This window comes from Microbacterium sp. Leaf320, from assembly GCF_001423485.1.
Lineage (GTDB): Bacteria > Actinomycetota > Actinomycetes > Actinomycetales > Microbacteriaceae > Microbacterium.
Genome location: NZ_LMOD01000003.1, coordinates 616,592 through 640,947 on the forward strand (window position 1 = coordinate 616,592; position 24,356 = coordinate 640,947).

The 24,356-nt window shown below is 68.5% G+C and carries 27 protein-coding genes; 9 read left to right on the forward strand and 18 right to left on the reverse strand.

The features are described 5' to 3' along the window. The first annotated feature begins 6 nt into the window (after positions 1 to 6). The 5 genes from ASF63_RS12925 (at position 7) to ASF63_RS12945 (ending at position 4,262) form a co-directional block, all read left to right on the forward strand. Positions 7 to 1,413, forward strand: a complete 1,407-nt coding sequence (locus ASF63_RS12925) for an MFS transporter (protein ID WP_056514512.1) — start codon at positions 7 to 9, stop codon at positions 1,411 to 1,413. 61 nt (positions 1,414 to 1,474) lie between these two features. Next, the gene (locus tag ASF63_RS12930; RefSeq protein WP_157534328.1) at positions 1,475 to 2,170 is read left to right on the forward strand and encodes a DUF899 domain-containing protein; all 696 of its coding nucleotides are present in this window, start codon (positions 1,475 to 1,477) and stop codon (positions 2,168 to 2,170) included. Beyond that, entirely contained in the window at positions 2,167 to 2,982 is an 816-nt protein-coding gene (locus ASF63_RS12935) for an endo alpha-1,4 polygalactosaminidase (protein WP_056514957.1), read from the forward strand. Before ASF63_RS12930 ends, ASF63_RS12935 begins: the two co-directional genes overlap by 4 nt. Before the next feature lie 45 nt (positions 2,983 to 3,027). After that, positions 3,028 to 3,708 carry a hypothetical protein gene (locus tag ASF63_RS12940; protein ID WP_056514514.1) on the forward strand — a complete coding sequence of 227 codons (681 nt, stop codon included), beginning with the start codon at positions 3,028 to 3,030 and terminating at the stop codon, positions 3,706 to 3,708. Next, positions 3,705 to 4,262: a hypothetical protein gene (locus tag ASF63_RS12945; protein ID WP_056514517.1), complete on the forward strand. Its 558-nt coding sequence runs from the start codon at positions 3,705 to 3,707 to the stop codon at positions 4,260 to 4,262. The genes ASF63_RS12940 and ASF63_RS12945 overlap by 4 nt, the downstream gene beginning before the upstream one ends. A 350-nt stretch (positions 4,263 to 4,612) precedes the next feature. Here ASF63_RS12945 and ASF63_RS12955 read toward each other — a convergent pair whose 3' ends face one another. After that, a complete protein-coding gene (locus ASF63_RS12955; RefSeq protein WP_056514524.1) occupies positions 4,613 to 5,896 on the reverse strand; it encodes a hypothetical protein in 1,284 nt (427 codons plus the stop codon). A gap of 115 nt (positions 5,897 to 6,011) precedes the next feature. Further along, positions 6,012 to 7,355, reverse strand: a complete 1,344-nt coding sequence (locus ASF63_RS12960) for a cytochrome P450 (protein WP_056514527.1) — start codon at positions 7,353 to 7,355, stop codon at positions 6,012 to 6,014. A 168-nt stretch (positions 7,356 to 7,523) separates the two neighbouring features. Here ASF63_RS12960 and ASF63_RS12965 point away from each other — a divergent pair, with 168 nt between their 5' ends. Both ASF63_RS12965 and ASF63_RS12970 read left to right on the forward strand, forming a co-directional pair. Continuing rightward, positions 7,524 to 7,961 carry an SRPBCC family protein gene (locus ASF63_RS12965; protein WP_056514531.1) on the forward strand — a complete coding sequence of 146 codons (438 nt, stop codon included), beginning with the start codon at positions 7,524 to 7,526 and terminating at the stop codon, positions 7,959 to 7,961. Positions 7,962 to 8,024: 63 nt separating this feature from the next. Continuing rightward, positions 8,025 to 8,846, forward strand: a complete 822-nt coding sequence (locus tag ASF63_RS12970) for a CPBP family intramembrane glutamic endopeptidase (protein ID WP_056514534.1) — start codon at positions 8,025 to 8,027, stop codon at positions 8,844 to 8,846. A gap of 109 nt (positions 8,847 to 8,955) precedes the next feature. On the opposite strand, the gene ASF63_RS12975 is transcribed toward ASF63_RS12970, so the two are convergent. The 3 genes from ASF63_RS12975 to ASF63_RS12985 form a co-directional block, all read right to left on the reverse strand. Continuing rightward, positions 8,956 to 10,140 (reverse strand): zinc-dependent alcohol dehydrogenase, encoded by a 1,185-nt coding sequence (locus ASF63_RS12975; protein WP_056514536.1) that lies wholly within the window; start codon positions 10,138 to 10,140, stop codon positions 8,956 to 8,958. 78 nt (positions 10,141 to 10,218) lie between these two features. After that, a complete protein-coding gene (locus ASF63_RS12980) occupies positions 10,219 to 11,325 on the reverse strand; it encodes a fatty acid desaturase family protein (RefSeq protein ID WP_056514539.1) in 1,107 nt (368 codons plus the stop codon). Positions 11,326 to 11,353: 28 nt separating this feature from the next. Continuing rightward, entirely contained in the window at positions 11,354 to 11,872 is a 519-nt protein-coding gene (locus ASF63_RS12985; RefSeq protein WP_056514543.1) for a hypothetical protein, read from the reverse strand. A 175-nt stretch (positions 11,873 to 12,047) separates the two neighbouring features. On the opposite strand from ASF63_RS12985, the gene ASF63_RS12990 reads away from it, so the two are divergent. Together ASF63_RS12990 and ASF63_RS12995 are read left to right on the forward strand one after the other, a co-directional pair. After that, positions 12,048 to 12,392: a hypothetical protein gene (locus ASF63_RS12990; protein ID WP_056514547.1), complete on the forward strand. Its 345-nt coding sequence runs from the start codon at positions 12,048 to 12,050 to the stop codon at positions 12,390 to 12,392. Positions 12,393 to 12,426: 34 nt separating this feature from the next. Continuing rightward, on the forward strand, positions 12,427 to 13,830 hold the full coding sequence (locus ASF63_RS12995; protein ID WP_056514550.1) for a threonine/serine ThrE exporter family protein: 1,404 nt from the start codon (positions 12,427 to 12,429) through the stop codon (positions 13,828 to 13,830). A 6-nt stretch (positions 13,831 to 13,836) separates the two neighbouring features. Here ASF63_RS12995 and ASF63_RS13000 read toward each other — a convergent pair whose 3' ends face one another. The 13 genes from ASF63_RS13000 to ASF63_RS13055 all read right to left on the reverse strand — a co-directional run bounded on the left by ASF63_RS13000 (position 13,837) and on the right by ASF63_RS13055 (position 24,270). Continuing rightward, the gene (locus ASF63_RS13000; RefSeq protein ID WP_056514553.1) at positions 13,837 to 14,472 is read right to left on the reverse strand and encodes a DUF1684 domain-containing protein; all 636 of its coding nucleotides are present in this window, start codon (positions 14,470 to 14,472) and stop codon (positions 13,837 to 13,839) included. A gap of 70 nt (positions 14,473 to 14,542) precedes the next feature. Next, entirely contained in the window at positions 14,543 to 15,118 is a 576-nt protein-coding gene (locus tag ASF63_RS13005; RefSeq protein ID WP_056514556.1) for an NADPH-dependent FMN reductase, read from the reverse strand. Continuing rightward, positions 15,115 to 15,267: a hypothetical protein gene (locus ASF63_RS19075; RefSeq protein WP_157534329.1), complete on the reverse strand. Its 153-nt coding sequence runs from the start codon at positions 15,265 to 15,267 to the stop codon at positions 15,115 to 15,117. The genes ASF63_RS13005 and ASF63_RS19075 overlap by 4 nt, the downstream gene beginning before the upstream one ends. Further along, positions 15,264 to 16,244 carry an alcohol dehydrogenase catalytic domain-containing protein gene (locus ASF63_RS13010; protein ID WP_056514559.1) on the reverse strand — a complete coding sequence of 327 codons (981 nt, stop codon included), beginning with the start codon at positions 16,242 to 16,244 and terminating at the stop codon, positions 15,264 to 15,266. The genes ASF63_RS19075 and ASF63_RS13010 overlap by 4 nt, the downstream gene beginning before the upstream one ends. Continuing rightward, on the reverse strand, positions 16,241 to 16,687 hold the full coding sequence (locus ASF63_RS13015; protein ID WP_082478119.1) for a MarR family winged helix-turn-helix transcriptional regulator: 447 nt from the start codon (positions 16,685 to 16,687) through the stop codon (positions 16,241 to 16,243). The genes ASF63_RS13010 and ASF63_RS13015 overlap by 4 nt, the downstream gene beginning before the upstream one ends. A gap of 98 nt (positions 16,688 to 16,785) precedes the next feature. Next, a complete protein-coding gene (locus ASF63_RS13020; RefSeq protein WP_056514566.1) occupies positions 16,786 to 17,874 on the reverse strand; it encodes an alkene reductase in 1,089 nt (362 codons plus the stop codon). Positions 17,875 to 17,914: 40 nt separating this feature from the next. Then, a complete protein-coding gene (locus tag ASF63_RS13025) occupies positions 17,915 to 18,457 on the reverse strand; it encodes a MarR family winged helix-turn-helix transcriptional regulator (RefSeq protein WP_056514960.1) in 543 nt (180 codons plus the stop codon). An 87-nt stretch (positions 18,458 to 18,544) separates the two neighbouring features. Continuing rightward, positions 18,545 to 19,492, reverse strand: a complete 948-nt coding sequence (locus ASF63_RS13030) for an ABC transporter substrate-binding protein (RefSeq protein ID WP_056514569.1) — start codon at positions 19,490 to 19,492, stop codon at positions 18,545 to 18,547. After that, positions 19,489 to 20,259 carry an ABC transporter permease gene (locus tag ASF63_RS13035; protein ID WP_056514571.1) on the reverse strand — a complete coding sequence of 257 codons (771 nt, stop codon included), beginning with the start codon at positions 20,257 to 20,259 and terminating at the stop codon, positions 19,489 to 19,491. Before ASF63_RS13035 ends, ASF63_RS13030 begins: the two co-directional genes overlap by 4 nt. Further along, a complete protein-coding gene (locus ASF63_RS13040) occupies positions 20,256 to 21,014 on the reverse strand; it encodes an ABC transporter permease (RefSeq protein ID WP_082478121.1) in 759 nt (252 codons plus the stop codon). Before ASF63_RS13040 ends, ASF63_RS13035 begins: the two co-directional genes overlap by 4 nt. 120 nt (positions 21,015 to 21,134) lie before the next feature. Next, complete coding sequence (locus tag ASF63_RS13045; protein ID WP_056514575.1) at positions 21,135 to 21,593, reverse strand: MarR family winged helix-turn-helix transcriptional regulator; 459 nt, start codon at positions 21,591 to 21,593, stop codon at positions 21,135 to 21,137. Between the two features lie 2 nt (positions 21,594 to 21,595). Further along, entirely contained in the window at positions 21,596 to 23,320 is a 1,725-nt protein-coding gene (locus ASF63_RS13050) for an MDR family MFS transporter (protein ID WP_056514578.1), read from the reverse strand. A gap of 80 nt (positions 23,321 to 23,400) precedes the next feature. Further along, positions 23,401 to 24,270: a helix-turn-helix transcriptional regulator gene (locus tag ASF63_RS13055; RefSeq protein WP_056514580.1), complete on the reverse strand. Its 870-nt coding sequence runs from the start codon at positions 24,268 to 24,270 to the stop codon at positions 23,401 to 23,403. Between the last annotated feature and the right edge of the window lie 86 nt (positions 24,271 to 24,356).

Consider the following 24,356-nt stretch of genomic DNA (forward strand, 5'->3'; position numbering starts at 1 on the left):
CGGCCTGTGGCATCCTCTCGCTTCGCACCCCTGCAGCGGCTCGTGATATCGGTCGCCGTGCTCGCGTCCTTCGTGACCTTCCTCGACGGCACGGTCGTGACCGTCGCCCTCCCCGCGATCAGCCGGGAACTCGGCGGAGGCATCACCACCCAGCAGTGGGTCGTCGACGCGTACCTCATCACGCTGAGCGCGCTCATCCTTCTCGCGGGTTCGGTCTCGGACGCCTACGGGCGCGTGCTCGTGATGCGCGTCGGTCTCGTCGCGTTCGGTGTGGCATCCGTCGCCGTGGCTGCAGCCCCCGATCCGCTGATCCTGATCATCGCCCGCGCGGCGCAGGGCGCGGCAGGCGCGCTGCTGGTGCCGAGCTCCCTCGCCCTGATCACCGCGACCATGCGCGCAGACGTGCAGTCACGGGCGATCGGCGTGTGGACCGCGTTCACGACCGCCGCGCAGCTCGTGGGGCCCCTGCTCGGCGGTCTCTTCGTCGACTTCCTGTCGTGGCGTTTCGTGTTCCTCATCAACGTCTTCCCGATCGCGGTGACCCTCCTGCTGCTCTCCCGGCTGAAGCTGAAGGAGCACCCGAGCGGGGTGCGCGTCGACTGGTTCAGCGGCGCGCTGTGCGCGATCGGACTCGGCGCTGTGGTGTTCGCGCTCATCGAGCAGCCCAACATGGGCTGGCAGTCGCCCGCGATCTGGCTGCCGGGCATCGTCGGCGCCGCGCTGTTCGCCTGGTTCCTGGTCCGCCAGCAACGGTCGTCGGCCCCGCTCATGCCGCTGTCGCTGTTCCGTGTTCGCGACTTCGCCTGGGGCAACCTCGCGACACTCTTCGTCTACGCCGCGCTGTCGCTCAACGGCTTCGTGGTCGGCGTCTACCTGCAACAGGGTGCCGGGCTCAGCGCCACCGCCGCCGGCCTCGCGAGCCTGCCGATGACGATCCTGATGATCCTGGTGAGCTCGCGCGCAGGTTCGTGGGCAGGCCGCTTCGGGCCGCGCATCTTCATGACCGTCGGGCCCCTCATCATGGCCGTGGGCGCCCTCATGCTCCTGCTCGTCGGCGAGGACTTCGACTACTGGTGGCAGGTGCTCCCCGCCATGATCGTGCTGGGTCTGGGCCTCTCGCTCACGGTCGCGCCTCTCACGTCGGCGATCCTCGGTGCGATCGACGAGTCGCGCTCGGGCATCGCGTCTGCCGTGAACAACGCCGTCTCCCGCGTCGCCGGCCTGCTGGTCGTGGCCATGCTGTCGACCATCATCGGCGGCACGCTCGACCTCGCGGGCTTCCACAACGCCGCATGGGTGACCGCGGCGCTGCTCGTTCTCGGCGGGGTCGTGTCGTGGATCGGCATCCGGCGCAATCCGGCCGAAGACCCGGCGCCGCAGCCGGTCGACGGTGCACCCTCGCCGATCGGTTGACGATGTCGGTGGTCGGGCGCACACTGGGGGCATCGTCTCCCCGAGCATCCGGAGGTCCACCGTGAGCACGACCCAGACGCCGCTCCCGCCCGTCGTCGACGCCGACACCTGGCGGCGCGAGCTCGACGAACTCCGCGTGCGCGAGAAGGCGGCGACACGAGAGCTCGATGCGATCGCGGCCGAGCGCAGGCGCCTGCCGATGGTCGAGCTGCCCGAGTACACCCTGGTCGGCGAAGAGGGGCCGGTGCGTCTCTCCGAGATCTTCGACGGCCACCCGCAGCTCATCGTCTACAACCACATGTGGACGGACGGCAACGAGTGGCAGTGTCCCGGCTGCACCGGGTTCACCTCGCAGTTCACGCGACTCGACTTCTTGGAACGGTATTACGACGCCCGGTTCGTGATCGTGACCAACGGGCCGATCGACGAGGCTCTCGCGTACCGCGAGAAGGTCGGCAACCGGATGACCTGGTACTCGAGCGCCGACAGCCCGTTCGGCGCCGACATGGATGCGGGGCCGAACGAGGGGTTCGGCGTGAACGTGTTCCTCCGCGACGGAGACACCGTCTATCGCACGTGGCACACGAACGGGCGGGGCACCGAGCGATTGAGCCAGCTGCAGGGGCTCGTCGATCTGCTTCCCTACGGCCGCCAGGAGGCGTGGGAGGACTCGCCGGCCGGGTGGCCTCAGCACGGCACGTACGATCAGGGGATGGGTTCGAAAGAGGTCGCAGAGCTGTACGGGGCGCGCAGCTGAGGCGGGCGACGGTCGCCCTCGCGGCGACGACGCTCCTGACTCTCGCTCTCTCCGGATGCGCGACGACGGCTTCCGATGCCACCTCGACGTTCGTGCTGCCACCGGCCGGTGCTGTCCCCGACTATCAGCTCGGCGGCGCCTACGATCCGGCCGACGGCGTCGGCATCGTCGGGCGCGACCGATCGGACGAGCCCGCAGAGGGGCTGTACTCGGTCTGCTACGTGAACGGGTTCCAGACCCAGCCGGGAGAGCTCGACGCCTGGCCGACCGACCTGCTGCTTCGGCGCGACGGCGAGACCGTCTTCGACCCCGATTGGCCCGATGAAGCCCTGCTCGACACCTCGACCGATGACCGCCGCGAGCGCATCGCCGACACGGTGGCGCCGTGGATCGAGGGCTGTGCGGATGCCGGCTTCGACGCCGTCGAGTTCGACAATCTCGACTCCTACACCCGCTCCGACGACGCGCTGACCCTCGACGACAACCTGGCCCTCGCCGCGCTGCTCGTCGATGTCGCTCACGATTCCGGTCTCGCCGCCGGGCAGAAGAACACGGCGGAAGACGCTGCGGTGCTGCACGAGCGCGCCGGGTTCGACTTCGCCGTGGTCGAGGAGTGCGCCGCCTTTGAAGAATGCCCGGCGTTCACCGAGGTCTACGGCGACGCCGTGATCGACATCGAGTACTCCGACGAGCTTCCGCGCACCTTCGCCGAGATGTGCGCAGACGACGAATCCCCCGCATCCATGGTGCTGAGGGATCGTGATCTCGTCACGCCGGGGCATGAGGAGTACGTGTTCGAGACGTGCCGCTGACCGCTCGGGCCTCGACGCGGTATGCGCTCTCGGTAGGCTGACCCCGTGAGCAAGACGGGGGATCACGACGGCGCCGCGCCGAGGATCGACGTGCGCGCGATCGTGTCGCGCTGGGGACACTCCCTCGTCGAGGTCCCCCGCTGGATCTGGGTCGCCGCAGCCGCCCTCATCGCCCTGATCCTCGTCGTGATCGCGATCGGCGGTTTCGCGCAGGCGAATACGGCTCCGGCGGAGCTCGGCCTGGACGACGAGGCGCGCGCCTCGGTCTATGCCGTCACCGTGCTCGACGCCGAGTTCACCGACGAGGTCGAGTCCGAGTACCTCGAGGCCGAGCCCGGCGAGAAGCTGCTCGTCATGACGATGCGCATGGAGAATCTCTCCGATGCCCCGATCGGTGTCGGCACGACGGCTGACCGCACCAAAGCCGGCCTCGTGAACACCGACGACCCCCTGATCGAGCTCGACGGAGCAACCGCGACCGACTCGGTGTCGATCTGGCGCGCCGACGGTTCGTCAGGTCAGGTCATCCTGCAGCCGGGCGTCCCGAGCGAGGTCTCACTCGCCTGGACGGTGCCGGACGACGCCTTCCCGGACGGCGTCGTCTTCATCGACCTGCATGAGGTCGAGATCCGCCGCGGAGCGGTCATCCTGTCGTCGAACGTCGTCACCTGGCGCGCGACCGACACGTTCGCCCGCATCAGCGTGACCCCGACGGGGGCGCCATGAAGCGCGCGCTGCCGTGGATCCTCGGCGGCCTGCTCGTGATCGCCGCGGGCGCGGTCACCGCCGTGACGCCCGACGACGAGTCCCTGGTCGGGCCGACCGTCCAACGCGGCTCGTTCGGCGAGGCGGTCGAATCGCGCACCCTCGTCGCGACGGCAACCGAGGCGACCTTCGCTGACGAGGTGGCCGTGCCTTCGTCCGACTGGAGCGCCGAGGGCAACTGGCTCGTCGTGACGGTCGTCGCCTCTGCGCCGACCACCGAGTCGGATACCGCGATCCAGCTCGCGACGCTGGTGGTCGGCGATCGGGTGTTCCAGGCCAGCGAACGGCCCTCGGCGTCGCTGAAGGCCATCCCATTGCGCGTCGGAATCGACACCGCCGGCATGTTCGCGTTCGAGCTGCCGCCCGACGTCGATGCGGGAGCGGCCGAGCTGCGACTGACGACCTCGTACTTCACTGCCGAACTCGACGACCTCGTCGCGATCCCGTTCTCCCTCGACGATCTGCCCCGCACACCGAGCATCGAGCTCTCCGACTCCGAGCTGGTCACCCCGTGACCTGGTGGCGCGAACAGCGCACGGCACTCATCGCCCTCGTGATCGCGGCCGCTGCGGTGGTCGGGGCGACCGTGTGGCTCGACGTCGTTCCGAGCATCCGACCGACCGACCGGGTCATCGAGGCCGAGTCGACCGTCGACATCGCGGGGCAGACGCTCTCACTGGGTCCCACCGAGTGGGGTGAGTTCGAGGCCCCCGAAGGCTCGCGAACGCTCAGCGTCCGCCTGAGCTCGACCGGAGGTTTCGACGCCTCGGTGTGCGGGCCGGCGACACTCACCGAGACCGACTCGTCTCGCACGTGGGTCAGCTCGCGAGCGGGCCTCGACGTGTCCTCCGACGAGGGCGAGAGCTCATGCACCATCGAGTCGGATCCGTACCGGATCCTGCTCGTCTTCCTGGTGCCGGATGACGCCGAGGGTCCCTTCCGTCTCGACATCGAGGGGAGCGACGCCGACGTCGCCCGCTTCGTCATCGAGCCCTGACGGACGGGTGTCGAGGCCCGCCTGCGGACGCCCGATCACGCCGTCGTAGGCCGTCGCGACGATCGCCACCCGCAGGGGCTCTGCCACCGCGGCGACCGCGACGGTGACGAGTGGGAAGAATCCGGCCCAGAACGCCGACTCGTGGCCGCCGACGAGCAGCAGCGCGCCGCGGCTGCCCGCCTGTTCCGCGAATCCCCAGGCCGCATAGGCCAACGCATAGACGCCGAAGAGCAGCGGCCCGCCACGCCAGATCACGGTGACAGCGGCCCAGAGTCCTTCGAGTCGCATCACGAGAGTGCGGGCGACGCTCATCGCGGCGCCGCGCGCCGCTCCCCCACCCCAGCGTCCGAACGACGGGGTCGAGTCGAACGTCGTTCCGAAGATCACACCGGCGACCGTCAACCACGCCGCCGGAACGATGAGGGCTGCGATGAGGATGCCGAACAGCCAGGTCGCGCCTTCCCAGACCGCGGCCACGGGCTGGAGGTTGACGGCGAACCAGTCTCCGACGCCTTGCAGCCAGCCGACCGCCTCGCGATCCGCGAACCAGTCGAGAACGCCGTTCCACCACCGGGCGACCATCGTGAAGAGCATGAAGGTCCACAGCACCTCGGCGTATGTGGCGAGGATGACCGTCCACCGCGGCAGCCGATCGGCGAATCGGGTGAACAGCAGGCGCGCGATCAGGGCGACGACGAGAACGGTCACCGGCAGCACGCCCACGGCGATCAGACCGCCGCGGTCTCCGATCTGCGCGAGGTCGTACCCCGAATCGGCCAGCGCGATCGCACTCGCGATCCGGAAGAAGTCGATCTGATCGACGTCGAGAAGACCCCATGCAGTGTAGAACGCGAAAAAGGGCAGGATAGCCGCGAGCGTGGCCGAGCCGAACTCGCGGATGCCGCCGGCATCCTCTCTTCGGCTGTGCGGCAGCGACGGCCGCACCGTGAGGTACATCGCGACATACGAGACGAGACGAGCGGCGACCGCGAGCGGCAGCAGCAGCAGACCGCCGAGCGTGGTGTGGCCCCCGACGAAGCCGGCGAGCTCGACGAGCACCCGGTGCAGAGCCTCGCCGCCGAGGTACCAGGCCATGAGCGCAGGCCAGTGCCTGGCGACGATGCGCCCGAACGTCCGGAGGGCCTGAGACATGTGCCCTACCGTAGCCGGTCGCGCTCGCCGGGCCCGCTCCTCCTCGCGGGTGCGACCGGGCACCGAGTCACCGAGTCACCGAGTCACCGGGTCACCGGGTCACCGGGTCACCGGGTCACCGATGGAAGGGACACCCGCCGGATGCCGGTGCGGATGCCGATCGCACCTTTCCGCCCGAGCGCGGCTTGGTGGGGAGTCGGCGGCGGTTGACGCCGAGTCCTTCGTCGAGGATCCGCAGGCCCGGGTCGCTCAGCACCGCGATCGCGGCGGCGAGGCCGGCGATCGCGAGCTTCTCTCCCGGGCAGCGGTGGCCGGTCGCCACGTCCGCGCCGCCGTGCGGGATGAATGCGGCGAGCGCCTCGTAGTCAGCGCCGACGTCGCGGAATCGCTCGGGGTCGAAGCGCTGGGGGCGCGCCCAGAACCGCTCGTCGGTGTTCGTGCCGAGGATGTCGAGCACGACACGTCCACCGGCATCCACCCGCTGTCCGTCGATCTCGATGTCGGCGATCGCCCAGCCGGGGAGCATCGGGACGAACGGGGAGATGCGGCGGACCTCCTGCGCGAACATGACCGACAGCGGACCGCCGACCAGGCTGCCCCGTTCATCGGCCTCGGCCGCGATCCGCTCACGCCAGTCGGGACGCTCGTGCAGCTCCTTCGCCGCGAACGCGACGAAGCGCGCGACCGCGATCATCGGACGGATGCTGTTCTGCAGCTCGACACCTGCGATGCGGGCGGGAAGCAGCTCGCCGTTCTGATCGCGATGGTGCGCCCACTGCTCGAGCGCGGTGCCTGCCTCGGCGCTCAGCGCGCCGTGGCGTACGGCCTCGATCAGTCGGGCGGAGTGGCGGTCCGACCACCAGCGGTTGGTCAGGGCCGCGATGTACTCCGGCGAGTAAGGGGACCCGAATCCGTCGACGATCTGCGCGAGCCGAGCCGCCCAGCGCGTCTTCGCGGCCGGAGTGCCCGGCACCCCGGCCCACCCCATGATCGCCCGGCCCAGCGCGCCGACCGCCGCGTCGTAGGCGCTGCGCGTGCCGCCGTGCAACCAGGCCTGCCGCTCGCTCTGCCACTCGCGCTCGAGCCACGGGGTCAGACGGTCGACCTGCGCGTCGTCGTAGGCGACCTCGACGAACGTGGCCTTGCGGTGCCTGTGCTCGTCGCCGTCGAGGCTGTGGACCGACCGATGCCCGAACAGACTCTCCTGCACGACCTGGGGCATGGCTCCGGAGCGCGCGATGCGGCTCTCGTCGTAGAACAGCTCCACGCCTTCGACGCCGCGCACGAGCACGGCGTCGTCGCCGAGCAGGCTCATCGGAGCCGATCGCGCGCCGGGCCGCACTCGGCGCCAGATGCGCGGGCCCAAGCCGTAGCCCCGGGTGAGCAGAGTGGGGGCGTCGTCGTGCGCGAGGGCACCGAGTCGGCGTGCGGCGCGCGCGGGAAGGTCGATGAGTGCCATGAACCGACGTTCGCAGAGACACCGCCGCCGTTCCAGGGGGAGGCGCGGATGCGGTGCGTGTGGTAGCGCTCTGCAGAGCGGGCGAACCTGGGCCGTCGTGCCGCGTCAAGCCCCTGGGCCGAACCACGGCGAGCGCGAGAGCATGCCGGAACGAGAGAGGGAGCCGTCATGGCGAAGAACATCCGCACGATGAACTGTCGACCCGCCGATGTGTTCGAGGTGCTCGCGAACGGCTGGCTCTACCCGGCATGGGTCGTCGGGGCCTCGCGCATGCGCGATGTCGACGAGACCTGGCCGCAGGCCGGCGCCGAGCTCCATCACTCTGTCGGCGTGTGGCCCGCGCTCCTCGACGACACGACGGTGGTCGAGGAGTGGTCACCGCCGAACCGCATGGTCATGCGCGCGAGAGGATGGCCGATCGGAGAAGCACGCGTGACGCTCCGCGTGCGCTCGTACGACGGCGGCACCATGGTGCGCATCGACGAAGAGCCCGTCACCGGACCCGCGGCCCTGCTGCCGAGCATCCTGACCGCGCCGATCCTGCGCGTACGCAATGCCGAGACCCTGTACCGGCTCGCCTATCTCGCCGAGGGCCACGCCTCCTGACCCGAGCCGTCACCCATATATTGGTCAGGAGCCGCGATCATCGCGGATGCGGAGGGATGCACGATGATCGATGTGACGCAGTCCGGCTGGCGGAGGTTCTGGGAGAAGGGCGGCTGGTGGCGTGCGCTCGTCCTCGTCGTCGTCTACTTCGTCCTCTACAACGGCCTGTCATTGCTGCTGACTCCTCTGGCAGAGCAGATCACGGATCCGCAGAGCGCAGAAGCGATCCTGGTCTTCTACGTCATCCCGATCTTCGTGGGCAGCCTGCTCCTCGTCGGGTTCGCCCTCTCGGTCGGCTGGTTGCGAGAGATCTTCGGCCCCCAGCCGATCCGCGGGCGGGGGTGGATGTGGATCGCGATCGCCGTCGTGCTCGTGTTCAACGTGCTGCGCATGCTGTCGATCGATTACGGCGCAGCCGGGTTCGAAGTCGTCGCGACGTGGCTGTTGGCCGGCGTGTTCATCGGATTCGCCGAGGAGGTGCTGACGCGCGGGTTCGTGGTGAACCTGCTCCGCAAGGCCGGGCAACGCGAGATCGCCGTCGCCGCGATCTCCTCCGCGCTGTTCGCCCTCCTGCATGCGGGCAATCTGCTCACCGGGCAGTCGCTGTTCGCGACGGCCATCCAGCTGGTCTACACCTTCGGATTCGGCGTCTGCATGTACCTCGCGATGCGGGTCACCGGCACGATCATCGCCCCGATCCTGCTGCACGCGAGCACCGACCCGAGCATCTTCCTGCAGACCGCCTACCCGGTCGAGGGCGGCCTCGGCGCGCTCGCGGGGCTCGGCAACCCGGCCGTCATCATCGTGGGCATCGTCCTGCTGTTCTTCATCCGCGGCGGGATCCAGCCGGCCTCGACCGCTCCGCAGTTCGACGCGAGGCGCTGACGCTCGAACGCCTTCAGACGCGCGACTCCTCAGACGCGCGACTCCTCAGGTGCGCGACGGCTCAGATGCGCGACGGCTCAGACGCGCGACTCCTCAGGTGCGCGACGGCTCAGATGCGCGACGGCTGGAGCACGACCTTGATGCAGCCGTCGTCTTTGCGCTGGAACGTGTCGTAGAGCGCAGGCGCATCCTCGAGCGGCGCGGTGTGGGTCGTGAGATCCATGACGCCGAGCGGATCGCTGATGTCCTCGACCAGCGGCATGAGGTCGTCGATCCAGCGCTTCACATTGCACTGCCCCATGCGGATGCTCACCTGCTTGTCGAACAGGGTCTTCATGGGCATGATGTCGGCGTCGCCCGCATAGACGCCACTCAACGACACCGTGCCGCCACGGCGCACGACGTCGATCGACGCGTACAGCGCGGCCAGGCGATCGATGCCCGCCTTGTCGAAGACCTGTCGGGCCGCCGCGTCGGGGAGCAGGCCGACTGCTTTCTGCACGAGCGAGACGCCGGGGTTGCCGTGCGCCTCCATGCCCACGGCGTCGACGACGGCATCCGTTCCTCGCCCTCCGGTGAGATCACGCAGCTGCTCGACGACGTCGTCGGTGAGCTCGAAGACCTCGGCGCCGTGACGCGCGGCCATCTCGCGGCGCTCGGCGACGGGATCCACCGCGAGCACCCGGTAGCCGCGGTGCGCCCCGACCCGGGCGACGAACTGCCCGACCGGACCGAGGCCCATCACCGCGAGCGTGCCGCCGTCGGGGACATCCGCGTACTCCACGCCCTGCCAGGCCGTGGGCAGGATGTCGCTCAGGAACAGGTAGCGCTCGTCGGGAAGATCTGCGGCGACCTTGATGTGGTTGTGGTCCGCGAGCGGCACACGCAGGAACTCGGCCTGCCCCCCGGGCACCTGCCCGTAGAGCTTGGTGTAGCCGAACAGGGATGCGCCGCTGCCGTATTCGGTGACCTGGGTCGTCTCGCACTGGGACTGCAGGCCGCGCAGACAGAAGAAGCAGTGGCCGCACGAGATGTTGAACGGCACGACCACCCGGTCGCCGACCTTCAGGTCGCGCACCGCGCTGCCCACCTCGACGACGACGCCCATCGGCTCATGTCCGAGGATGTCGCCCCTGTCGAGGAACGGGCCGAGCAGTTCGTAGAGGTGCAGATCCGAGCCGCAGATGGCCGACGAGGTGATCCGGACGATCGCATCCGTCGCATGCTCGATGACCGGGTCGGGCACCTCCTCGACCGTCACGTTACGCGTGCCCTGCCAGGTGAGTGCCCTCATGTTCTCCTCCTCGTCGGATGTCGAGTGCCCACCCTCCCCCGCGTGATCCGCAGATGACAGAGGGTTGACAGGCGAACGTCAGTGAGAAGTCGTGACTCCGATGTGCGCCCGCTGGTCCACGAGCGGACACGAGAAGACGTCGCGCTCCCCGAGACCCACACGGTTGATGTACCGGACGACGATCGCGTACGACGTGAACAACCCGACCTGGGTGTACCTGACGTCGTGCGCATCGCAGTAGGCCGCGACGATCGGCGCCGCCCTGCGCAGGTGCGGCCGGGGCATCGAGGGGAACAGGTGGTGCTCGACCTGATAGTTGAGACCGCCCATCACGACGTCGAGCACGCGGCTCCCCCGCACATTCCGGCTCATCAGCACCTGGCGCCGGAGGAAGTCCAGGGTCAGATCCTTCGGCACCACCGGCATCCCCTTGTGGTTCGGCGCGAAAGCGATGCCCATGTAGAACCCGAACAGGCCCAGCTGCACCGCGAGGAACACGACAGCGATGCCCGGAGACAGGACGATGAAGACCAACGTCACGAATCCGATCATCCGGATCGCGAGGAAGGCGATCTCGGCCCAACGCCGTTCCAGTCGACCCCGCGTGACCACCCGACGCACGCTGGACGCATGCAGGGAGAGTCCTTCGAGGAACAGGACCGGGAAGAACGCGAGTCCCTGGTGAGCCTGCAGCCACGTGATCGCCGGGCTGTGATGACGCGCCACGGTCTCGGCGGTGACGGCGATCACCGGAAGCTCGATGTCGGGGTCGGCCCCGAGCTTGTTCGGATTCGCGTGGTGGCGAGTGTGCTTGTGCTGCCACCATCCGTAGCTCATGCCCACGAGCAGATCGCCGAGGACGATGCTGACCCAGTCGTTCCACCGCCCCGACACGAAGATCTGCCGGTGGGCGGCGTCATGCCCGAGGAACGCGATCTGGGTGAAGACGATCGCGAGCACGGCGGCGGTGAACAGCTGCCACCACGTGTCGCCGATCCACACGAAGGCCGTGAGGCTGACCGCGACTACGAGCGGAGCGGCGATCAGCTTCGTCCAGTAGTAGCCGTACCGACGGCGCAGCAGGCCGCGTTCGCGGATCTGCTGCGCCAGCTCGGTGAAGGTGCTGGATCCGCCCCTGGCGCTGTCGCGTGGCCGGGTACGGACGGTCGGACGGATGCCGTCCATGATGACCTCTTCTCCGGTGTCGTCCGCTCTAGGAGCGGAAGGCACCGCCCTCTTCGACCCAGTCCTCGATGCGCGCATCGTCATCGAGGACGGCGGCGGTCGGTCGGCGGGCGAAGACCACCGATTCGGCGAGAGCCGCGACGGATGCCGCCCGCACCTGCTCACGGTCGGTGGCGTCCCGGAAACGCATGGCCGCGATCTCGCGAGCGGCCACGAGGGCCCCGCTGATCTCGGCGAGGCGTTCCGCGATGACGGCAGCGAGGCCGTCGCGGAGTTCTTCCAGGTTGGTGTTCGCGATCTCCAGACGACGATCGGCGACATGGAGCTCGACGGTCGGGAATCCGTTCGCGGACAGGTGGGCGCGCGTCTCGCTGCCCTGGATCGCGGCGACCTCGTCGCGATCGGTCTTGCGCGTGAACACCGCTTCGACGGTGTAGCGGTCGGGAGCGTCGTCGGTCATCAGGGCCGCCGGAAGCGAGCCGATGAGGATGGATTCCAGACCCAGCAGTTCGGAGCTCTGCCCCGCGATCTTCAATTGTGCGTTCATGTGCTGACGTTACGCCTGCATGCTGTGTGCGCTCACAGTCTCAGAGCCCTTTTCGCGCCCCTCTGCCGCCCGTTCCGCACCCGGCCCTCAGCGATATATGGGACACTGGACCCACCACCGATGATCATCCGATCGCGCCTCATCGCAGGGGTCGTGGCGAACCGAGGAGATCATCATGGGAAAGCTCGTCTACGAAGGAAGCGTCAAGGCCGATATCGAGGACCGCGCCCTCACGCACCTGCAGCTGGTCATGACAGCGAAGCTGCGCCGGGGCGAACCCTTCGCCTTCACCTGGCGTGAGGACATGAGCGTCGGCGGCGGCCGCACGACCGTCTGGGTGCACGCGGGAAGCTCCCTGGTCTTCAAATACAGCGGCAGCCGGCAGCCGTCGATCAATCGCGCCTGGGTCGAGGCCCTGGCGTTCACGGCGAGCGCTCCGAGCGGCCTGTACCTCGTGCACGAGCCCGCGGAGGGCAGCGCCCCTCCCGCAGAGCGCCTGGACGCTCCCGCGCACGCCTGACTCCGCGCACGCCGGACTCGGGGAGAATGGGGAGATGTCCCCGAATCCCCAGCGGCGACTGCTCGCCTCGGTGCGCAGGATCCTGCACACCGACCCCTCGACCGTCGCTCACACCGAGGCCATGCCCGTCATCGACGAGCGCACGGTGCCGCGAGTGCTCGACCTCGCGACCCGCATCGGCGAATCGATGTTCGCGGTCGGCGCCTCCGCGCACGAGGTCACGCTCGCCATCACGCGCGTGTGCTCGGCATACGGGATGCGCGACGTCCAGGTCGACGTCACCTACAACTCGATCACCGTCTCGTTCCACCTGAGTGGAGAGGTCTGGCCCGAGACCCTCGTGCGAGTCGTCCGCGTCGCGGCTCCCGACCACGCCAAGCTGCAGCGCGTGCAGGCCCTCGTCGCCGACATCGATGACGGGCTCGACCTCGAGTCGGCCCGCACCGCGTTCCGCGTGCTCCGACGTGTGCCCTTCCGGTATCAGCAGCCGGTCGTCATCGTCGCCCGTGCGCTGCTCGCGGTCGGCGTCAGCATCATGCTCGGCGCCTCGCCGATCATCGTCGGCCTCACCTTCGTCGCGGCACTCTGCGCGGCTCTGACCCAGGCCGGTCTAGCCAGGGCCCGGGTGCCCCTGTTCTTCAGCCAGATCGCCGGAGGCTTCGTCACCACGGTCGTCGCCGTCGCGGTGACAGCACTCGGCTCGGCCGGGATCGAGCCCTTCGTCGGCATCCGCCCGTCGATCATCGTCGCTTCGGGCATCGTGCTCATGCTCGCCGGCCTCACAGTGGTCGGCGCTGCCCAGGATGCGATCGACGGCTTCGCGCTCACAGCGGGCGGTCGCATCCTCGATCTGACGATGCAGACGCTCGGGGTCGTGATCGGCATCCTCGTCGGGCTCGAGCTCGGCAGCGTGCTCGGATTCACGATGGGGCTGCCCGATGACCCCGCCCCCTTCGGTCCGCTGCTCAACCAGTTCGCGGGGGCGATCATCATCGCGGTCGCCGTCGCGGTGTTCAACGGCGCCGGCATCCGGATCATCCTCGTGAGCGCGCTGCTCAGCGCCGTCACGATCGCCGGCTACTCGTTCATGGTCGGCCTGAACCTGCATCCCGCCGCGGCGAGCGCGATCGGCGCACTGCTCGCGAGCTTCATCGGCATGCTGATCGCGGTGAACCTCCACGTGCCGTCGGTCGCGGTGACGACCGCCGCGATCGTGCCGCTGGTGCCCGGCGTCGCCGTGTTCCAGGGGCTCCTCGAGATGATCCACTCCGCGGGTTCCACCGCCGGCGTCGTCGGGATCGGCGGATCACTCGTGGATGCCGTGGTGATCGGCATCGGTCTCGCCTCCGGAGCGTCGCTCGGCCTCTACCTCGGCACGCCCGTGCGCGCGACCCTCAGCAGCGTCGCGAAGACGCGGGCGCGCGCCGTCCGACGCTGAGGTCGATCAGGCCGGCCCGCCCGAATACGTCTCCCCCACCGGCACTGCGACCTGCAGCACGTTGCCCGGCTGTGCCAGAGGGCAGGCCCACGCCGGGTCGTAGGCGCACGACGGGTTGTAGGCGAAGTTGAAGTCGAGCACGATCGTGCCGCGCTCGGCATCGGAACCGAGGTCCGCACCCTTGATCGTGTCGATCAAGTAGCGACCACCGCCGTAGGTGCCGCCGGGGCGGCCGGCGAGGGCGTCGCGCACCGGGATGAAGAGTCCCCCGCCGTAGGTCGTCAGACGCCAGATGTCGAGCGACCCGGTGTCGGGGATCTCGACCTTGCCGACGCGCTCGAACGGGACGACTCCATCGGTTCCGGTCGCGAAGTCGAAGCCGCCCGGTTCGGCGGGCAGAATGGGCAGCTCGAAACGCCATTGCGGATCGTACGAGGCGATGGGCAGCCCCTCGAACATGGCTCTGTCTCCCGGCAGCAGCGGAGTCGCCGGATGGTGCAGCATCAGGTCGTCGCGCTCGATTCGCCAGAGCTCATGCGCCTCCTCCGGCGATTCCGCCTGACGGACGGCATCGTAGAGAGCGAACACGCGACGTCGCCAATCGACGACCTCGGCGGCGGTGCGGGCTTTCGTGAGCGTCATGAGGTTCAGGCTACGCGCCCGTGCCTGCCGGGTCGCTCAGGTTCGCGGCCGGACGGGGCTCTCGAATGACTCAGTTGTCGGTCGAGCGCGGCAGGACCGTCAGGACACGTTCGATGTGATCGCGGAACTCTGCCATGTAGTCGCGCAGGAATGTCGCGGTACCCGCATTCTTCACTGTGCCGTCGTCGTCGAAGGTGTCGGTCGAGAACTGGATGTACGCTTCGGGAGCCGTCATCTGTCGGGCATTGCAGAAGCTGAGCACACCGCGCAGGCTCTGCTGCGCGACCGCCGTGCCGATCGCGCCGACGGACGCGCCGATCACCGCCGCGGGGATGTGGTCGAAGGAGTTCTGCCCCCACGGACGCGATGCCCAGTCGATCGCGTTCTTGAGTCCGCCCGGGATCGATCGGTTGTACTCCGGGGTGACGAACAGCACCGCATCCGCCGAGTCGATGGCTTCCTTCAGCGCCACAGCGACCGGCGGGTAGTCCTCGTCGTAGTCCTGGCTGTAGAGCGGGAGGTCGCGGATGGGGATCTCGAAGAACTCCAGGTCGTCCGGCGCCAGACCGATCAGCGCCGTCGCGAGGACGCGATTGATCGAGGTGGACGAGAGACTTCCGATGAAGTAGCCGACTCGGTAGGTCATGACATCTCCTCTTCTCGTGTGGCGTCTCCTGCGACGCTGGCTTCAGTCTCGTCGCGCCTCGCATCCGCGTCCAGTGCCATCTGCGCGGATCGCTCGGCAGCGTGGGCCGCGAGCACGCGGGCCTGAGCGATCTCGAGCGAGCCGATCATGTCACCACCACGCCCTTTCCTCCGACGACACCCGCCTCCATGTCACGGTGCGCCTGCACGATCTCATCCATCGCGTAGACGCGACCCATCGGAATCCGGGCGGCTCCTGCGGCCACCGCATCCAGGTAGTCCTGCAGCACCTGCGCATCGAGGTCGGCGGCCTCACCCGAGTACGCCGTGAGCCGCACGCCGTTGGGCAGCCAGTCCATCGGATAGAACTCCGGGATGGTCCAGTCGTCCGACAGCATTCCGGTGAAGCACACGGTGCCCCCGGTGCGCACCGACCGGAGGGTGTCCCGCATGACGTTCACACCGACGAGCTCGATCGCACCGTCGACGCCGCCGGGCATCAGCTCTCGGACCCGGGAGGCCACCTCGCCGTCGTCGATGACGATGTGATCGACGGCGATGGATTCGAGCAGCGGGCGAGCCTGTTCGCGGCGGGTGGTAGCAATGACCGTGAGTCCGCGCAGCTTCGCGAGCACAGCTGCAGCAAGGCCGACCGACGACGTGCCGCCGCGGATCAGCACCGATTGTCCGGGCTGCGCCTGCAGACCGACCTCGAGCGAGCCGTTCGCCGTCTGCAGCATCTCGGGAACCGCTCCGAGCTGCTGCCACGGCAGTTCGCTGCGGAACGGGATCACCTGCGCGGCCGGCACCAGGACGTACTCGGCGTAGCCGCCGTCGAACTCCCGCCCCATGCCGCCCATCATCGTCATGACCTGCGTTCCGGGAGCCAACTCGCCTCCCGGGGCTTCTGCCACGACTCCGGTCGCTTCGATGCCGGGGATGCGCGGGAAGCTTCCGCTGTACGCGGCCCCGCCGCGGAAGTGCAGCTCGGATCGGTTCAACCCGAACGCCTTCACCCTGATCAGCACCTCGCCGTTCGCCGGCGTCGGCACGGCGACCTCACGGATCTCGAGCACCTCCGGCCCACCGGGATGCTCGACGACCACCGCTCGCATGGTGCCGCTCACGACTCGTTCCCCTCTGAGAGCGTGCCGAGTCGTGCCTGGAGTCGAGTGAGGAGTGTCGTCGCCGCAGTGAGGTCGACGCCGCCGAACAGTCGCTCCAGAGAACGGTCGAGAGCGCCCTCCCCCTCGCGCCTCGCCCCCTCCCCGGTCTGGGTGAGGGTGACGAGCGATGAGCGCCTGTCATCCGGATGCGGCGCACGTGCGGCGAGCCCGTCACGTTCGAGCCTGTCGACGAACTTGCTCGCCGCTCCGATCGTGATGCCGAGATCGCGGCTCAGCTCATTCACCCGAGCCACGGGCGTGTGGCGCGCGATCACCCGCAGAGCCTGCAGCGTTCCGAGCCCCATGCCCGTCTCACGCTGGATCTCGCGCTCTGCGGCGTTCCAGAGGTCGGTCTCGTAGCGGACGAGTGCGTCGAAGAAGTCCATACGATCTGTAACCGTCATCCGAGAATTATATTCCCGGGAAGCTACTTCTCAAGAACGTTCTTCAACGGACGGCGGGTGGCGGCCGAAGCCCCCACCCGCCGATCCGAATGCTCCGCTCAGGCGCCGGCGCGCACCGTCTCGAGCGAGGGGTAGTCGGTGTAGCCCTCGGCGGTGCGGCCGTAGAACAGCGCGGGCCGCGGCTCGTTGAGCTCGGCATCCTGACGCCAGCGCTCGACCAGGTCGGGGTTGGCGATCACGGGGCGGCCGGCGGCGACGGCATCCGCCCATCCGTCTGCGACGAGGCCCTCGGCCTCTTCCCGGCTCGTGGCGACGCCGAAACCGGAGTTGATGATCAGGGGCGCGCCCAGCATGCGACGGATGCGCTGCACGAGCTCGCTCGTCGGCGCGGCGTTCAGGATGTCGACGAAGGCGAGTCCGAGCGGGCGGAGCCCTTCGGCGACGGCGAGGTAGGTGGCGAGCGCGTCGTCGTCGTCCTCTTCGAGGACACCCTGGATGTTGTGCTGCGGCGACAGGCGGATGCTCGTGCGGTCGCCGCCGACCGCCTCGGCGACGGCGGTCGTGACCTCGATCGCGAAGCGCGCACGGTTCTCGGGCGACCCTCCGTACTGATCGTCGCGGACGTTCGACACCGGCGAGAGGAACTCCTGCACGAGGTAGCCGTTGGCGCCGTGCACCTCGACGCCATCGAGACCGGCGGCGATCGCATTGCGCGCGGCCTGCACGAACTGCTCGACGACCACGGGGATCTCGTCGAGCGTCAGGGCGTGCGCGACCGGCATGTCGGCCTTGCCCTCGGGCGTGTGGGTCTGACCGGGAGCCGCGAGCGCACTGGGCGCCACCACGCGGGGCTCTCCGGAGATCGCCGGGTGCGAGACGCGACCGCCGTGCATGAGCTGCATCACGATCGTGCCGCCCTCTTCGTGAACGGCGTCGGCGATGCGACGCCATCCCTCGATCTGCGCGGGCGTCACGATGCCCGGCTGCCCGGAGTACGACTTGCCCTCGGCCGCGGGCCACGTGCCCTCGGTGATGATGAGGCCCTGTCCCGCGCGCTGACGGTAGTACTCCACCATCGTCTCGGTCGGCACGCCCGCGTCGTCGGCGCGCGTGCGGGTGAGGGGCGCCATGACGACGCGGTTGGACAGCGGAAGGGCGCCGAAGGCGGCGGGCTCGTAAAGACTCACAGTGAGGGGTAAGGCGCACCGCTCGTCGCGTATTCCCCGATCAGGATGCCGGGGTCTTGCCGTCCGCCCGGTCGGATGCTCCGCCGCCGAGCTCCGAGAGCATCTCGGCGAAGCGATCGAGGTCTGCCTGCGACCAGCGGCCGAGACGCTCGGCGAGTCTGGCCTCGTAGCGTGAGCGCGCGGCCGTGACCCTCTCCTGCGCGAGCTCGGTGGCGACGAGAACGCGCGCTCGACGATCGTCGGGGTCGCGCACGCTCTCGACGAGACCCAGCTGTTCGAGCTGTCGCACCTGCCTGCTCACGGCGGTCTTGTCGGTCTGCAGCCGCTCGATGATCGCTCCGGCCGAGGTCGCCTTGCCCGTCGCGATCGACGTCAGCACCTGGTAGCCGAGGGGCTGCAGATCAGGGTGCACGGTCTGCGCCGCCTCACGCCAGCTCACGCGGATGCGGGCGAAGAGCCGCCCCAGCTCGTGCTCGACCCGGGACACCGCCTCGTCGATGTCGAGGTCGCCGTCAGACGCGGCGTTCTGGTCGGAGGCGTCGGGTGCGTCGGGTCCGGCGTGTTCGTCGGAAGAGGCACTCATGCTCGCCATGATACGGCGAAGCCCGGCTGCCGGTGCGACAGCGGGGCTTCGCCCCTCAGATCGCGGATGCGCGATCCGCAGCCACGATCACTTGTCGAGCAGGCCTGCGGCGGTGAGCCACTCTTCCGCTGCGGTCGCAGCCGACGCCTTCTCGTCGCCCTCGACCCGTTCGCGCAGATCGATCAGGTCATCGGTGGTGAGCTTCGCCGAGATCGCGTTGAGCACCTCTGCGAGCTTGTCGGTGTAGATGTCCTTCGAGAGCAGCGGGATGACGTTCTGCGCCGAGATCATGTTCTCGGGGTCCTCGAGGACGACGAGGTCCTCGGCCTTGATCGCCGGCGAGGTCGTGTAGATGTCCGCGACCTGCACCGTGCCGTCGACGAGCGCCTGCACCGTGTCGGGGCCGCCGAAGTCCTCGTATGGGACGAACGTGACCTGTCCTGCGTCCACGCCCACGCCGTAGACGTCGCGCAGGCCCGGGATGCCGTACCCCAACTCGCCGAACTGCGGGTTCGAGGCCAGCGAGAACGGCTCCAGCGCCTTCAGGTCGCCGATGGCCGTGAGGTCGTTGTCCTCGGCGGTCTTCTTCGTGACCACGTAGGCGTCCTTGTCCTCGGCCTCAGCCGAGTCGAGCACCTGAAGGTCGTCCGCGCCCACGGCATCCGGCAGCGCGGCGTCGACGTCCTCGGTCGTGCGCTCCTCGTAGGCCGTGTCGTAGTAGGCCAGCAGGTTGCCGTTGTACTCGGGGATGAGGTTGATCGATCCGTCCTGCAGGGCGGGGATCGTCTGCTGCCGCGGACCGATGTTGAACTTGGTCGACACGTCGAAGCCTTCGGCCTCGAGCGCCTGCGCGTAGATCTCGCCGAGGATCTCGCTCTCGGGGAACGCGAAGGACCCCACGATGATGGCGTCGCCGTCGGCGGCGTCGCCGCCGGACGACGTCGGGTCGGCGGTCGCGCAGCCGGCGAGTGCGACGGCCGTGCCGACGGCGAGCAGGCCGGCGGTCAGCCGGGTGGTACGGGCTCGAGAGGTCATGCGGGGGTCCTTTCGTCGAGGATCGGCGCCACGGCGGCATCCGATCTGTTTCGCTGCGCGCTGCGGAGAGGACGCATCGCCTGTCCCCGAGTACGGGTGAGTCGCTGGAGGAGCGCGAAGACGCCGTCGACGGTCAGCGCGAGGACGGTCACCAGGAGCGCCCCGCCGAGGATCACGGTGTAGTCGTTGAGGCCGATGCCGGAGGAGATGATGCGCCCGAGGCCGCCGAGTCCGACGTACGAGGCGATCGTCACCGTCGCGATGACCTGCAGTGTGGCCGAGCGGATTCCACCGATGATCACCGGCAGTCCGAGCGGGATCTCGACCTTGCGGAGGATCTGCATCTCCGTCATGCCGATGGAGCGCGCCGCATCGATCGGCTCGCGACCGACGCTCTCGAGCCCCGCATAGGCACCGGCGAGGAGCGACGGTATCGCCAGCAGGACGAAGGCGATGACGGAGCCGACGAGAACGGCCGGGGTGGTGCTGAGCCCTGAGCGCAGCACCATGGTGAGGAAGAACAGGAGCCCGAGCGTCGGGAGCGCGCGCATGCCGCCGGTGAAGCCGATGACGAACTGCCGACCGCGGCCGGTGTGCCCGATGTAGAAGCCGAGCGGCAGGGCGATGAGCATCGCGATGACGAGCGAGACGCCCGAGTACAGGAGGTGCTCGACGAGTCGGTCGCCGATGGGCAGCGGGCTCTGCGAGCCGGGCACCCAGTTGGCCGGGTCGAAGATCCAGGCGATGGCGTCGAGGAAGAAGTTCATCGGGCCACCGTCCCCGGAGGCGGAAGCACTCCGCCGCTGCCGGCATTCTCGGCGGCGGCACCGGTGTCGGCATCGGTACCGGTGGCGGTGTCAGTGGCGTCGCCGCGCCGGGTGCGCACACCGGCGGCGCGGCTCCACGGCATCAGGAGGCGCCCGATCGCCACCAGGATCAGGTCGAAGACGAGAGCGATGAGCAGGCTCATGACGATCCCGACGACGACCTCCTCGAGGATGCCCCGTTGCTTGCCGTTCTGGAAGAGGTAGCCGAGGTTCTCCGAGCCGATGATCACGCCCACCGAGACGAGGGCGATGGTCGACACCGAGACGACGCGGAGGCCGGCGATGAGTACAGGGCCCGCGAGAGGGAACTCGACGCGCCAGAACCGTCCGCCCCGTGAGAACCCGATGGCCTTCGCCGACTCGATGATCGCCCGATCGACCGATCCGAAGGCGTCTGTCGCCGAGCGCAGCATGATCGCGACCGCGTATATCGTGAGCGCCACGACCAGGTTCGTGTCATCGAGGATCCGGGTGCCGAGGATCACCGGCAGGATGACGAAGAGCGGCAGGGACGGGATCGTGTAGAGCAGGCTGCCCGTCGTGATGATGAAGGTCCTGGCGACGCGATTGCGACTGGCCACCCAGCCCAGGGGCACCGCGATCATGAAGCCGAGGACGATCGGGATGATCGCCAGGCGGACATGATTGATCGTGAGATCGAAGATCAGTCCGAGATTGGAGGCGATCCAGTTCACCGAAGCACCGTCCCGTCCGGTCTTGGTACGCCGAATCGCGCAGCCCAGACTTCGACTGAACCACAGAATATCGCGCTCGACAAGCCGCGATGACACGCGGGGTGATCGGCGGTACGGCGATCACACCTCGGCGAGAAGCCGGAACACCTTCGAGGCGACGTGGATCTCGTCGGGGGTGAGCTCGGCCACGACCGTTCGCAGTCGCGAGGCGTGATCACGGCGCAGTTCAGCGAGTGCGGCGCAGGCCGACGGCGTCGCCGTCAGCACCCGGAGCCGCCCGTCGCGCACGTCGGGCCTCGACTCGATCAGACCCAACTCCTCAAGCATCCGCACCTGGCGGCTGATGACCGACTTGTCCATCTCGAATCGTTCGGCGAGCTCGTGCGCATTGGCCGTCTCGGCCCGCTCGATGAAGGTGAGCAGCTTGTAGCCGCCAACCTGCAGCTCGGGGTCGATCCGCGCCGCCGATTCCTTCCAGAGCGTCCTGGTCCTCGCGAAGATGAGGCTGAGGTGGGTCTGGAGATCGCTGAGCGCGGTGTCGACGTCGGGAGACGTCGCCACCGCGTCTGAGGGGAGCATCGTCAGCGCCTCGAGTCCCGGTCCTCGCGATCGAGCACCGTCACCGAGTTCGTGTTCGTGTTCGACGACGCGGACCCGACGCCCGAGATCCGGATGGTGCCGGTCGACATCGTCGCACCGACCTCTGCCTCGGAGACCTCGAGAACCGACTCCTCGGCCTGCTCGCGCAGCTGCTCGGCGGCGTTCTTGGTCGACAGCGGCTTGTTGCGGATGAACGCGATCGCGATGATGGCGATCACCGCCAGCGGGATGGCGATGATGAAGGCGTCGGCGATGCCGTGGCCGTAGGCCCCCTCGACGATCGCGCGGATCGTGTCGGGCAGCTGCGTGACCTTCGGCACGTCACCCGACGCGAGGTGCTGCAGAGCGTCGACCTCTTCGGGAGTGGTCGGCGTGAATCCGTCGAGCGCGTCGGTGATGTAGTTCGCGACGCTTGTCGACAGCGTCGCCCCCATCACCGTGACGCCGATGGTGCCGGCGATCGTGCGGAAGAAGTTGACGTTCGACGAGGCCGCGCCCAGCTGCTGCGGAGCCGTGTCGTTCTGCACGATGAGGGTGAGGTTCTGCATGACCATGCCGAGGCCCGCACCGAGGACGAACATGTAGGCCGCCACCAGCGGGAACGGGGTGTCGTAGCGAAGCGTGGCCATGAGCGAGACGCCGACCGTGGTCAGCACGGAGCCCGTGAGCATCCAGCCCTTCCACTTGCCGAACCGGCTGACGAGCTGGCCGATGATGATCGACGCACCCATCTGGCCGATGATCATCGGGATCGTCATGAGTCCCGACTCGGTGGGTGTGGCACCGCGGGCGAGCTGGAAGTACTGCGCGAGGAACACCGAGGTCGCGAACATCGAGACGCCGATCGCGATCGAGGCGATGACCGACAGAGTGAAGGTGCTGTTGCGGAACAGCGACATCGGCACGATCGGTTCCTTGACGAAGAACTCGACGGTGATGAAGGCGGCGATCGCGACACCCGCGATGACGGCGAGCATGATGCTCGTCGAGGAATCCCAGTCGAACTGGCTGCCGCCCATCGAGACCCAGATCAGCAGAGTCGAGACGCCGACGGCGAGGAGCACGATGCCGAAGTAGTCGATCGACACCTTGGTGTCACGCTGCGGCTTGGGCAGGTGCAGGGTGAACTGCAGCAGCACGATGGCGAGGATCGCGAACGGCACGCCGACGAAGAAGTTGGAGCGCCAGCCCCAGACGTCGGTCAGGAGTCCGCCGAGCAGCGGGCCGCCGATGGTGCCGAGGGCCATGATGCCGCCGACGACGCCCATGTACTTGCCGCGCTCGCGCGGCGAGATGATGAGGGCGACGGCGATCATCACGAGCGACATCAGACCGCCGACGCCGATGCCCTGGATGACACGGACGGCGATGAGCATGTTGGTGTCGGTCGAGAAGCCCGCGATCACGGTGCCGACCGTGAAGATGATGAGCGACAGCTGCACGAGGATCTTGCGATCGACGAGGTCGGCGAGCTTGCCCCAGATGGGCGTCGAGACGGCGGTCGCCAGAAGGCTCGCGGTGATGACCCAGGTGTACTGGGACTGCGTGCCGCCGAGGTCGGCGATGATGACGGGCATCGAGGTCGACACCACGGTGCCCGAGAGCACGGCGACGAACATGCCGACGACGAGGCCGGAGATCGCGGTGAAGACCTCGCGCGGTGAGCGCACAGGCTCAGCGATGGAGGAAGAAGAAGGCGTGGTCACAGTGGAAGAGCTCCTGCGTAGAAAGTTGATTAGTGTCAACTATACGCTTATGGTTGCCAAAGTGCAACTATCGACCCGGGTCAACCATCCTGGGGGAGCGGATGGGCGACCCACGACGCGAGCAGCGCGAGGCGCTCGGCAGAGGGAGAGCCGGGTTCCGCGGAGTAGATCAGCAGCACGTTCCCGGGCTCCGCAGTGATCGCCAGCTCCTCGTACGCCAGGGTCAGCTCGCCGACGAGGGGATGCTGGAACCGTTTGGTCCCCGCGCCGTGGATGCGCACGTCGTGCGCCGCCCAGAGGTGCCGGAAGGTCTCGCTGCGCGTCGACAGCTCACCGACGAGGTCCTGCAGCCCCTTGTCGTGAGGGTCGCGCCCCGCCTCGGCGCGCATGATCGCGACGCACATCTCGGCGAACAGATCCCAGTCGGGATAGAAGTCATGCGACGCGGGGTCGAGGAACTGGAACCGGGCGAGATTCGGCGTTCGCCCGGCTTCGCCGATCACGGGTGAATAGAAGGCACGGCCCAGATCGTTCACCGCGACGAGGTTCTGTCGAGGGTCTCGCACGAACGCGACGGCATCGGTGATCGAGGCCAACGCCCACTGCAGGCTGGGTCTGGTGATCTCGGGCTTCGTCGTGCGGCGACGAGTGCGGCCGCTGGAGGGGATGCCGTCGGCGGCACGGGCGAGGTCGAGCAGATGCGCACGCTCGGCGTCGTCGAGCTGGAGAGCGGATGCCAGGGAGTCGAGCACCGCGGCGGAGGCACCGGCGATCGCGCCGCGCTCAAGCTTCGCGTAGTACTCCACGCTGACTCGGGCGAGCGCCGCCACCTCGCTGCGTCGCAGTCCCTCGACGCGCCTGTTGGCACCGCCGACGAGCCCCACCGCCTCCGGCGTGACGCGAGCGCGCCGGCTCATCAGGAACTCCCGGACCTCGGATCTGTTGTCCATGATGAGGACGCTACCCCGCGGAGAAGCCACAGGGGAGGCTCTCGCAGTACACCTCTCACCAGGGACTCCCCCGGGCTGACAGTCCG